Raw genomic sequence first — 10,991 nt, 5'->3', positions numbered from 1 at the left:
GGGGTTCCAACTCGCCACGCTTTTCGGCGAGTTGACACCCCTCCTCAGGTGTGGCTCGCTCTTGCCTCGGTTCGGGACGGGACCACCCCACCCGAACCGCACCACCTACGCAGCCGCAAGCCGCCGAAAGCAACAGGCGTGCCATCAACCTGCTAACGGCGCTGGGGGTCTTTGATCAGTTGGCGGGGTCCGGGGCAGAGCCCCGCGCACGAAACAGGCACCCGAACGCAAAACGCAACCAACCCAACCCACGCAGCACACCACGAACCCCCCATCCGCCAACCAGCCCAGCAAACCCAGCCCTGAGTAGGCTGAGCGCCGTGTCCGACACCCTTGACCTCCAATCCGACCCGATCGACCTGACCACCGCACTGGTCGACGTGCGCAGCGTCTCCGGCGAGGAGGCGGAGATCGCGGACCTGGTCGAGCGCTCACTCCAGCGACACGCGCCCCACCTGGAGATCACCCGGTCGGGCAACTCGGTGCTGGCGCGGACGAACGCGGGCAAGGGCAGGCGGGTCGTGCTCGCCGGGCACCTGGACACCGTGCCGATCAACCAGAACTTCCCCAGCCGCCGCGAGGGCGACGTCCTGCACGGGTGCGGGACCGTCGACATGAAGGGCGGCGACGCGGTCATGCTCGCGATCGCGGCCCTCAGCGAGAACGCGCGCCACGACCTCACGTTCGTCTTCTACGACTGCGAGGAGATCGAGGCCGAGCGCAACGGGCTCACCCGCATCCAGCGCGACCTGGAGGAATGGCTGCACGGCGACCTCGCGATCGTGTGCGAGCCGTCCAACGGCACGGTCGAGGCCGGCTGCCAGGGCACGATGCGCATCGAGATCAGGACGACCGGAAAGCGCGCGCACACCGCCAGGGCGTGGATGGGCGAGAACGCCATCCACGGCATGGGCGAGGCGCTGCGCAGGCTGGAGGCCTACGTGCCGCGGCAGCCCGAGATCGACGGCTGTCACTTCCACGAGGGCCTGCAGGCCGTGAAGATCACCGGCGGCGTCGCGGGCAACGTCGTGCCGGACGAGGCCGTGCTCACGGTCAACCACCGGTTCGCGCCGGACCGGTCGGTGGAGCAGGCCGAACAGCACCTGCGCGAGGTCTTCGCGGGCTTCGACGTCAAGGTCACCGACTTCGCGGCCGGCGCTCTGCCGGGCCTCCACGCCCCTGCCGCGCAGGAGCTCGTGACGGCCGCCGGGGGCACGCCGGTGGCCAAGCTCGGCTGGACCGACGTCGCGCGGTTCGCCGCGCTGGGCATGCCCGCGGTCAACTTCGGCCCCGGTGACCCGACCCTGGCGCACACCCAGGAGGAGAACGTTCCCGTCCAACAGATCACCGGCTGTTTCGCCGTGCTTCAGCGATTTCTGCTGGACTGATCACTAAGATCTCAGTGATGACGGAAGAGAAGAACGGCGCCGTGGACGAGCGCCCCAAGGAGAAGCAGCGCGGGCCCGTGGTCCTGCGCCGCGACCGCAAGGACGAGCTGACCACCACCGACCAGCGGCTGCTGGACTCCCGCGGCCCGACGGACTGGGTGCACACCGACCCGTGGCGCGTGCTGCGGATCCAGGCCGAGTTCGTCGAGGGTTTCGGCGCACTGGCCGAGGTCCCGAGCGCGGTCACGGTCTTCGGCTCGGCGCGCACCGGCCGCGACCACCCGGAGTACCAGATCGGGCGCGACCTGGGCGCGGCGCTGGCCGAGGCCGGGTTCGCGGCGATCACCGGCGGCGGCCCCGGCGCGATGGAGGCGGTCAACCGCGGGTGCTCGGAGGCGGGCGGGTTCTCGATCGGGCTCGGCATCGAGCTGCCGTTCGAGCAGGGCCTCAACCCGTGGGTCGACCTCGGGGTGAACTTCCGCTACTTCTTCGTGCGCAAGACGATGTTCATCAAGTACTCGCAGGCGTTCATCTGCCTGCCCGGCGGGTTCGGCACCCTCGACGAGCTGTTCGAGGCGCTGACGCTGGTGCAGACGAAGAAGGTCACGAAGTTCCCGGTCGTGCTCTTCGGCACCCAGTACTGGCAGGGTCTCTACGACTGGATCCAGAACTCGGTGCTCGAGGGCGGCAAGGTCGGCGAGAAGGACCTCGCCCTGCTGCACCTCACCGACGACATCGACGACGCGGTGCGCGTGGTCAAGGACGCGCACAAGGCATGGGCGGACGCACACTGATGCATGTGGCTGTGTACTGCGGAAGTCTCGCGACGGTCCCGCAGAGCTACGTCGACCTCGCCGCCGAGGTGGGGCGCCAGATCGCCGCGCGCGGCTGGCACCTCGTGTGGGGCGGCGGGCAGACGTCGATGATGGGCGCGGTCGCCCGTGAGGCGCGGGCCGGTGGCGCGCACACCTACGGCGTCATCCCGAAGGGCCTCGCCACCAGGGAGATCGCCGACCGCGACTCCACCGAGCTGCACGTCGTCGACACCATGCGCGAGCGCAAGAAGATGATGGACGACAAGGCGGACGCGTTCCTGACGCTGCCCGGCGGCATCGGCACCGCGGAGGAGTTCTTCGAGGTGTGGACGGCCGGCGTGCTCGGCATGCACGCCAAGCCGGTCGTGCTGCTCGACGTCGACAACCACTACAAGGGGCTCGTCGAGTGGCTCACCGAGCTGCGGGACAAGGGTTTCGTCTCGCCCGCGGCGCTCAGCTCGCTGGTCGTCACGGACGACGTGTCAGTCGCTCTTGACGCTTGCGTCGTCTAGTCCCTTGACCTGAGCCAGGAACTCGGTCTCCGGCAGGAGATCCGGCAGCGGGCGGTACGGCGTCGCCGTCACCTCGAACCGCTTGCCGGACACCACCCTGCCCTGCCAGGAGCCCGCGATCTCGCCGTCGACGAGGATCGCCCCGCGCCGGCCGAGGACGCGGAAGATGTCCTTCTGCGCGGCCTTGTCCGGCAGCAGCAGGTCGCGGTCGCGTGCCTGCAGGTACGGGTCGGTCGGCGGCAGCAATCGCACCTCCGGCGGTTCGGCGTCGACGATCTCGACGTCCTCCGGCAACCACGCCGGCTGTCCCTCGACGGTGACCTCGACGAGTCCCTCGGACGGCCACTGCTTCTTCATCTCACGGGTGGTCGTGCTGAAGTAACCGGCCACTTCGGACGGTCCGGCCGGTCCGTGCAGCGTCAGGTACCGGTGGATCAGCTCGTCGAAGCCCGCGGTCTTGCGCGGCACGCCCGGCCAGCCGTGGATCCGTTCGAACGTCACGGTCTTCTCCTCCGGCAGGATCCGCAGCCCTGCCGGGAGCGCGCCGAGGCGGAAGATCGGGTCGCTGACGTGCTCGGTCTGGCAGCCCCGGCACGCCTCGATCGTCTGCTTCGGCGCCAACGGGGTCAGCGCCGCGCTCACCTCGCCCTTGGTCATGGGCTTCGTGACGATCGACCGCATGGCCGTCGCGATGTGCCGCAACGCGTCCACCATGTCGTCGACCTTGGGACGGGAGGCGCGCGCTCGTGCGTCGGCGTCGCTCCACGGCCACAGCGCGCGGGAGAACGCCTTCAGCTCACCGGCCCGGTGCAGGTGCGGGGCACCGCGTACGGACCAGGTGAGCACGAAGTCGTCCACCTTCGGCTCCGCCAGCCGGGCGGCGAAGCTCAGCAGGGCCGAGCCGGAGGTGTTGTCCTGGACGCCCAGGGACAGCACCGCCAGCTCGGTCGCATCGCTGGTCCGCCGGTCCAGCTCGTGCTGGTGGATCCGGTGGAGGAGCACCTGTTGCCGGGTGAGGTCCACCCGGACATTCTTACGCCTTCGGCACCGTGAGGCTCGACGGTCCGAAGGTGACGGTTGAGCCACGCGTTGATTCCGACAGATAACGCGGGTCCACCGTGTCGATCACCAGTGCGAGCCGGTTGCCCGCGCCGACGTTCCACACCGTCGGTTCCAGCTCGACGTCGAGCGTCTGGGTGCGGCCCGCACCGGTCACCTTCACCGGCTTGTGCGTGACCAGCGCGCCGAGCCCGAGCGGCCCGACCTCGTACAGGTACGCGAACAGCGTGGTCGTCTCCGCGCTGGGCGTGACCTGCAACCGCAGCTTCGGCGTGCCCGCGAGGGTCGCGCCGTCCGGGTACTGCGGGCCGCTCCACACGCCGGCGACGGTGCGGTCGACGAACGGCAGCGAGACCCCGGTCGGGATGTTCAGGAACCCTTGCAGCGCACCGGACAGCAGGATCGTGCCGCTGTCGGCGATGGTGTTCCAGCCGGCGGCGATCCGCTTGCCGTCGAGCTGGACGGTGTCCGCGTTGCCCGCCGGCCACGCACCGAACTTCTTCCACGTGCCGCCGTTGTTGGGCTTGAGCTGCACCGGCTGCTCGGCGTCGATGCCGTTGGCCGTGCCCTTGACGTAGTGGTCGAACCACCGGCCGACGGACTCCCAGATCTCGTTGGGCAGCCCGGCAGCGCCGAAGAGCTCGGCGGTGGCGTGGTCGCCCGGCGAGAGCATGAGCCGCTTGGGACCGGTGAGCTTCGAGTAGAAGTCGGCGACCTGGCCCGGCGCGAAGATGCCGTCGTTCCAGGCGTTGCCGATCAGCACCGCGGTGCCGTTGGCGTTGATCTGGTCGATCTTCGATGCCGCCGAGCGCCCGGCGGAGATCGGGACGACCTCCCAGAACCTGCCGTCGCGGTAGGCGTCCTCTGCCTCGTTCAGCACGGGGCCGGGACGTCCGGTGGCGTGGCCCGCGGCCAGCAGGACCTCGACGGCCTGCTTGTTCACGGTGCTGTTCGGGTAGAGCGACCGGGCCAGGTCGGTCCACGTGCTCAGCGCCGCGGCGGCCTTGATCCGCTTGTCGGTGGCGGCGGCGAGCAACGACTGCCCGGCGCCGTAGGAGATGCCGGCGACGCCGATCTTGGTGCCGTCGGCGTGGGCGTTGGCGATGGCCCAGTCGATGACCTTCGAGACGTCGCCGACGGTGTCGGGCCCGGCGATGTCGATCTCGCCGCCGGAGTCCCAGAAGCCGCGGCTGGTGTAGCTGACCACGACGTAGCCGGACTCCTTGGCGAGCTTGGCCGCCGCGCCGACGTACTCGATGTTCGGCACCGCCCAGCTGGACGGCATGACGAGCAACGGGAACGGACCGCTGCCGATGCCGGTCGGTTCGACGACGAGGGCTTTCAGGGCGGTGCCGCCGACGCCGGCGATCGACCGGTAGGAGATCTGGTGTCCTGGCGCCGCGATCGCGGCCGGGGCACCGAGCAGGGTGGTGAGGAGCAACAGGACTGCAACAAGTGATCGGCGCACGCTGGTCCTCCTTGACCATGACGTAGATCACACAGGGTGTTACTCAGGAGTAAACCAGGCTGCTACTCGCGAGTAGCAAGGGGCTGTGAGTCAGGTCACTGTCTACGCTGGGTGGTGTGAACCGATTCCGCGTGCGTGCGCTGCCGACCGACCGGGTGCTGGTGGTCGCGGTCCTGACCAGCGCGGACGAGGTCGAGCAGGCGATCGCCGACGGCGCGGACGTGATCGAGTTCGACGGCTCGCTGGACCTGCCGTCGGTCAGCGGGACGTTGGACGTCGTGACGATCCCCTCAGGGGACGAGGACTTCCGGCTCGCGGCTGCGACAGTGGCCGCGATGTCCGGAGCACGCGCCGTGCGCGCGTCCGACGTCCGGCAGGCGAGGAAGGTCGTGGAGATGGTCGCGAGCGTGACGGGCACCCGTCCGCCGGCCCGTGCGGTGCGGGCGCTCGCCTGATGCTGCCCGCCGTCGAAGCCTGGTTCGCCTCGCACACCTGGCAGCAGCCGTCGTGGACGGTGGACGAGCTGGTCGCGATGAAGCGCGGCCGCACGGTGTCCGTCGTCCTGCCCGCGTTGAACGAGGAGTCGTCCGTCGGCGACGTCGTGTCCGTGGTGCTGCCGTTGCTCGGGACGCTGGTCGACGAGCTGGTGGTGGTGGACTCCGGGTCGACCGACCGGACCGTCGAGGTCGCGGCCGCCGCGGGCGCACGGGTGGTGCTGCGCGAGGACGTGCTGCCGTGGCTGGAACCGGTGCCCGGCAAGGGCGAGGTGCTGTGGCGGTCGTTGGCGGCCACCTCCGGTGACCTGGTCGTCTTCCTCGACTCCGACCTGGTGGACCCGGAGACGGCGTTCGTGACGGCGTTGCTCGGGCCATTGCTGCTCGACGGCGACGTGCACCTGGTGAAGGGGTTCTACCGGCGGCCGCTGCGGTTGGAGAGCAGTGGCGGGGGACGGGTGACCGAGCTGGTGGCGCGGCCGTTGCTGAACACGCTGCGGCCCGAGCTCTCCGGGGTGGTGCAGCCGCTCGGCGGGGAGTACGCGGCGACCAGGTCGTTCCTCGAGTCCGTGCCGTTCGCGGCCGGGTACGGGGTGGAGATCGGGCTGCTGCTGGACGTCCACCGGATCCACGGGCTGTCCGCGCTGGCCCAGGTGAACCTCGGCGTCCGCAAGCACCGCAACCGGTCGTTGCTGCAGCTCGGCGTGATGTCCTCGCAGATCATGGGAACGGCGCTGGCCCGGTGCGGGGTGGCAGCGGACTCCGGGCCGTTGACGCAGTTCGTGCAGGTCGGCGGCGAGTGGCTACCCGACTCGACCGACGTCCTCGTGGCGGATCGGCCCCCGATGACGCACGTGGTCGAAGAGCGCTAGCTGTTCCTCGCGGTGGGTCACGACCAACGCCGTGCCGCGGCAGTGGTCGAGGACCTTGGCCAGCACGCGGTCGGCCTGGCCGGGGTCGAGGCCTTCCGTCGGCTCGTCCAGGAGCAGGATCTCCGGGTTCGCCAGCACCGACCTGGTGAGCACCAGGCGCTGGCGCTGGCCGCCGGAGATCTCCTCGCCGCGTTCGCCGACGACCCGGTCCCAGTCGAGGTCCAGCTCGGTGATCTCCGCGGCCCGGTCGAGCTCTTCTTGCGTCGCATCGGGTTTGGCGAGCAGGACGTTGGCGCGGACCGTGGTGTGGAAGACGTGGGCGTCGGCGAGCGCGCCCATGCTCGGCTCCAGCCGGCGGGCGAGGGCGTTGAGCAACGTCGTCTTGCCCGCGCCGCTCGGGCCGACGATGGCCGTCTTGCCCTGGGGCAGCGGGGTTTCCGGGACGTGCTCCGGCTCTGGTTCGCCGGTGGGTTCCGGAGTGGGTCTGGTCATCGCGGCCAGCGGGACACTGATCTCGAACGTGGCGATGACGGCCATGACCAGCCACGCGGGCTCGTGCTGGGCGAGCATCAGCAGGGCCGTGCCGAACTGGACGGCGATCGCCACCGGAGTCAGGTCGCGGGTGCGTTCCCTGCGGGACAACGCCTTGGCCGTTCGGGCCGCGGCGGAGAGCTTCTCGTCGAACAGGCCGTAGGCGATGAGTTCTTCCTTGCTGTGCACCAGTTCGGTGGTTTGTTCGGTCAGCCGGGCGCGCAACGGGGTGAGGTCCCGCGGCTCGCGGAGCGCGAGCCAGGGGAGCAGGGCGAGGGTGACCAGCAGTCCGGTGATCAGCGGCAGCGAGAAACCCGATGCCACCACGACGACGGCGCCGACGAACGCGGCGGTGATCCACGGCAGGGTCGTGCGGAGCCGGGCGTCGAGGTGCTGGTCGACGTTCGTGACGATGCGGGTCAGCGCCGTGCCGGACGGGACGTGCCGGCGGTGCACCAGGTCGTCGTAGACCTGGCCGCGCAGCTCGACGCCCTCGCTGAGCACGGCCTTGTGGCTGGTCAGGCGTTCCAGGTAGCGCAAGGCTCCCTTGGCCAGGGCGAGCGTGCGGACCGCGACGATCGCCACGGTCAGCGCCTGCATCGGCGGGTGGTCGGCGGCGCGCAGGATCAGCCAGGTCGCCGTCGCGGTGAGGCCGACGCCCGCCAGTTCGGCGAGCACGCCCACGAGGATCGCGAGCCTCACACCGCCACCACCCGGTCGACCTCGGTCAGCAACGCCGGCCGGTGCGCCACGATCACGGCGGTCCTTCCCCTCGTGAACTCACGGGTTGCCTTGAGCACCACGGCCTCCGTCTCCGCGTCGAGGTGCGCGGTCGGTTCGTCGAGCAGGAACAGCCCGGCCTGCCGCCGGTCCAGCGCCCTGGCGAGCGCGACCTGTTGCTGCTCGCCCGACGAGAGGTCCGCCGGAACGAGCGTCGGTCGTTGCGGCACCCAGGACAGCGCTGCGAGCCACTTCGCCCGGTCGATCTCGGCCAGGTCGACACCGCCGACGAGCACGCGGCCGCGGTCCGGTCGCACGAACCCCAGCAGCAGCCCCAGAACCGTGCTCTTCCCGGCACCACTGGGGCCGACCAGCGCGATCCGTTCGCCGGGCCGGATGCGCAGCGAGAAGTCCACCAGGCTGCGCACCGAGACGTTCTCGACCACGATCTCCGCCCGCGTGAGATCCGGTGGTTCTTGACCGGCGTGCGCACCAGTGGCGGGGAGTTTGGCGAGCACCTCACGGCCCTGCGCACTCGCGTGGAACTGCGCACCCGCCGCCCGCAGTGGCAGGAACGCCTCCGGCGCGAGGAAGAGCACGAGCAACGCGGTGTGCAACGGCACTCCGCCGTCCAGCAGCCTGAGCCCGACCGGCACGGCGACCAGCGCCACGGACATCGTCGCGACCAGTTCCAGCACGAACGCCGACAGGAACGCGACGCGCAGCGCCGACATCGTCTCGGCCATGTGCCGTGCGGCGAGCTGACGGACCGTCGCCGACTGCGCGTCGGCTCGCCCGAACGCCCGCAGCGTGCCGATTCCCTTGACCACGTCGAGGAAATGGCTACCGAGAGCGGCCAGTGCGTCCCACTGGCGGGCCGTCCGCTCACGGGTGTGCGCCCCGACCAGCGCGCCGAAGACCGGGATCAACGGCAGCGTCACGAGGATCGTCAGCGCGGCCGTCAGATCCGCGAACGCCAGCCGGATCACCACCGCGACCGGTACCGCCACGGCCAGGACCTGCATCGGCAGGTACCCGACGACGTACGGCGTCACGTCGTGCACGCCGCGCGTGACCAGCGTGGCGACTTCGCCGGCCTTGGTGCCTGGTGAACGCAGGAACGCCTCCCGCAACCGGGCACGAGTGCGTTCGGCGGCTCGGTGCGCCCACTCGCGGTGCACCCACCAGACCAGCACGCGCAGACCGATCACCAGGCACAGCAGGAGAAGGCCGGTACCGCCGCTCAGCACGGACGCCAGCAGCTCGGCCTGCGCCAGCACCAGGAACGGGACCGGGATCAGCGCGAGGAGATGGCGACGATCGACCACTGCGACACCACCACCAGCGGGATGACCGGGACCGCGACCCACGCGAGCAGGCCGAGCGTGTCGGGGTGCGCCATCAGCCCGGTGACGTCGATCGAGCCGAACGCGAGCGGGATCGGCAGCGCGCACAACGCCGCCGTGACGGGGAACAGCGCCCACCGCCGTTGCTGGAACACCCAGCCGTGCACCGCGAACAGCACCGGCATGACGAGAGCGACGGGCAGCGGCGCGTCCAGCAGGTGCACCAGGAACAGGCCCCAGCCGACGGACACCATCAGCGCGCCCGTGAACACGAGCCACCACCACAACCGCAGCTGCACGGCCGCCATGAACAGCACCAGCCCGGCCAGCACCAGCGTGAACACCGAGTGCGCACCGGACAGCAGCTCGCTTTCGAGCCGCGGGAACGCCGCGAACAGCACCCCGATCGCGGCCACCAGCCACACCTCGTTGCCGAGGAAGAACGGCGTCATCCTCCCCAGCGCCCCGTCCCGGCGGCGGAACGGCAGCAGCAACCCGGTGCCGTAGTCGAAGCCGGACAATGCGAAATAGCCGACGGTCAGCGTGCCGAGCACGACGAGCCAGAGCGTTTCCATCAGAGCGTCACCACCAACGGCGAGACAGGGGCGGGCGCCACGTCCGGACCGCGACGGACCGCGCGTGCGATCAACGCCCAGTCCACGCAGGCCAGCACCACGAACAGGGACGTGAAGACGATGAGCGACAACAGGATCCGCGAAGCGTCCACGTGCGACACCGCGTCCTCGGTGCGCAGCAGGCCGTAGACCAGCCACGGCTGCCGCCCGATCTCCCGGAACATCCACCCGAAGAGCGCGGCCGCGAAGGGGAACGGGATGCCGATCACCATGAGGTACAACGGGAAGCGCATCCGGATCACGGCGTCCTTGACCAGCAACGGCAGCGTGAGCCAGCTGATCGCCGTCAGCCCCATCCCGATCAGGATCATGAACCCGAGCGGCAGCCCGAGCAGCGGCGCCGCCTCGGTCTTGTGCGGCTGGAACTTCGTGAGCACGGGGAACTGCGCGAAGCCGAACCCGATCAGCACCGGCGTGGCGAGCGCGGTCGTGACCACGCCCATCCGCAGCGACCGCCGGAAGAAGTCGACCTCGGGCGTGCGCCTGATGAAGTGATAGGCGGACACCGCGGTCAGGAACACGCCTCCGGTGGTGATCGCCGCGAAGACCACGTGCCCCAGCGCCGAGGTGAACGTCGGGTTGGTCAGCAGCGCGCCGAAGTCGTCCAGCCGCAGCACGGTCCCGTCGACCCGGTAGCCGACGGGGTGCTGCAGGAACCCGTTCGCCGCCATGATCCAGAACGCCGACGCGAACGCCGTCAGCGCGGTCAGGTAGAGCAACGCCAGGTGCAGCCAGCGGTTCAGCTTTCCCCAGCCGAAGATCCACAGGCCGAGGAACGTGGACTCCAGGAAGAACGCGACGAGCGTCTCCAGCGCGAGCGGCGCGCCGAACACGTCACCGGCGTAGGTCGCGAGACCCGACCAGTTCAGCCCGAACTGGAACTCCATCACGATCCCGGTGACGATCCCCAGCGCGTAGTTGATCACGTAGATCCGGCCCCAGAACCGCGTCATCCGCTCGTGCACGGGCGCGCCGGTGATCGTGAACCTCGTCTGCATGACCACCAGCAGGGTGACCAGACCCAGCGTGAGCAGCACGAACAGGAAGTGGAACGAGGTCGTCGTCGCGAACTGGAGGCGGGCGAGGTCTACTGCGCTCATGGGTGGGGACGCTATGTGTAGCGCGGCTACTTATGAACGCCTCCCGGCCGA

The 10,991-nt window shown here is 70.0% G+C and carries 11 protein-coding genes; 5 read left to right on the top strand and 6 right to left on the bottom strand.

Annotated elements, in window-relative coordinates; translation table 11 throughout:
* Nucleotides 1-320 precede the first annotated feature (320 nt).
* Genes dapE through ACFWV3_RS45290 form a run of 3 tightly spaced genes read left to right on the top strand, consistent with a single transcriptional unit; the run spans nt 321 to nt 2,715 of the window.
* Nucleotides 321-1,388, top strand: a complete 1,068-nt coding sequence (gene dapE / locus ACFWV3_RS45300; RefSeq protein ID WP_382420519.1) for a succinyl-diaminopimelate desuccinylase — start codon at nt 321-323, stop codon at nt 1,386-1,388.
* A gap of 17 nt (nt 1,389-1,405) precedes the next feature.
* The gene (locus tag ACFWV3_RS45295; protein WP_382420517.1) at nt 1,406-2,182 is read left to right on the top strand and encodes a TIGR00730 family Rossman fold protein; all 777 of its coding nucleotides are present in this window, start codon (nt 1,406-1,408) and stop codon (nt 2,180-2,182) included.
* Nucleotides 2,182-2,715 carry a TIGR00730 family Rossman fold protein gene (locus tag ACFWV3_RS45290; protein WP_382420515.1) on the top strand — a complete coding sequence of 178 codons (534 nt, stop codon included), beginning with the start codon at nt 2,182-2,184 and terminating at the stop codon, nt 2,713-2,715. The genes ACFWV3_RS45295 and ACFWV3_RS45290 overlap by 1 nt, the downstream gene beginning before the upstream one ends.
* On the opposite strand, the gene ACFWV3_RS45285 is transcribed toward ACFWV3_RS45290, so the two are convergent.
* Complete coding sequence (locus ACFWV3_RS45285) at nt 2,686-3,738, bottom strand: winged helix DNA-binding domain-containing protein (RefSeq protein WP_382420513.1); 1,053 nt, start codon at nt 3,736-3,738, stop codon at nt 2,686-2,688. The genes ACFWV3_RS45290 and ACFWV3_RS45285 overlap by 30 nt on opposite strands.
* Nucleotides 3,739-3,748: 10 nt before the next feature.
* Nucleotides 3,749-5,242, bottom strand: coding sequence for a CocE/NonD family hydrolase (locus ACFWV3_RS45280; RefSeq protein ID WP_382420511.1), 1,494 nt, complete (start codon nt 5,240-5,242; stop codon nt 3,749-3,751).
* 116 nt (nt 5,243-5,358) lie between these two features.
* On the opposite strand from ACFWV3_RS45280, the gene ACFWV3_RS45275 reads away from it, so the two are divergent.
* Nucleotides 5,359-5,697 (top strand): hypothetical protein, encoded by a 339-nt coding sequence (locus ACFWV3_RS45275; RefSeq protein ID WP_382420509.1) that lies wholly within the window; start codon nt 5,359-5,361, stop codon nt 5,695-5,697.
* On the top strand, nt 5,697-6,608 hold the full coding sequence (locus ACFWV3_RS45270) for a glucosyl-3-phosphoglycerate synthase (RefSeq protein WP_382420507.1): 912 nt from the start codon (nt 5,697-5,699) through the stop codon (nt 6,606-6,608). Before ACFWV3_RS45275 ends, ACFWV3_RS45270 begins: the two co-directional genes overlap by 1 nt.
* Here ACFWV3_RS45270 and ACFWV3_RS45265 read toward each other — a convergent pair.
* From ACFWV3_RS45265 to ACFWV3_RS45250, 4 genes are read right to left on the bottom strand one after another with little or no spacing between them, the layout of a single operon-like run.
* The gene (locus tag ACFWV3_RS45265) at nt 6,540-7,841 is read right to left on the bottom strand and encodes an ATP-binding cassette domain-containing protein (protein ID WP_382420505.1); all 1,302 of its coding nucleotides are present in this window, start codon (nt 7,839-7,841) and stop codon (nt 6,540-6,542) included. The genes ACFWV3_RS45270 and ACFWV3_RS45265 overlap by 69 nt on opposite strands.
* The gene (locus tag ACFWV3_RS45260) at nt 7,838-9,187 is read right to left on the bottom strand and encodes an ABC transporter ATP-binding protein/permease (protein ID WP_382420503.1); all 1,350 of its coding nucleotides are present in this window, start codon (nt 9,185-9,187) and stop codon (nt 7,838-7,840) included. Before ACFWV3_RS45260 ends, ACFWV3_RS45265 begins: the two co-directional genes overlap by 4 nt.
* Nucleotides 9,157-9,780 (bottom strand): cytochrome d ubiquinol oxidase subunit II, encoded by a 624-nt coding sequence (locus ACFWV3_RS45255; RefSeq protein ID WP_382420501.1) that lies wholly within the window; start codon nt 9,778-9,780, stop codon nt 9,157-9,159. The genes ACFWV3_RS45260 and ACFWV3_RS45255 overlap by 31 nt, the downstream gene beginning before the upstream one ends.
* Nucleotides 9,780-10,940: a cytochrome ubiquinol oxidase subunit I gene (locus tag ACFWV3_RS45250; RefSeq protein WP_382420499.1), complete on the bottom strand. Its 1,161-nt coding sequence runs from the start codon at nt 10,938-10,940 to the stop codon at nt 9,780-9,782. Before ACFWV3_RS45250 ends, ACFWV3_RS45255 begins: the two co-directional genes overlap by 1 nt.
* Nucleotides 10,941-10,991 lie beyond the last annotated feature (51 nt).

Origin of the sequence: Lentzea sp. NPDC059081, from assembly GCF_042738015.1 — a bacterium.
In the GTDB taxonomy this organism is placed as follows: domain Bacteria; phylum Actinomycetota; class Actinomycetes; order Mycobacteriales; family Pseudonocardiaceae; genus Lentzea.
The sequence above is the reverse complement of the archived record's forward strand: the minus strand, read 5'-3'. Positions and strand labels throughout refer to the sequence as shown.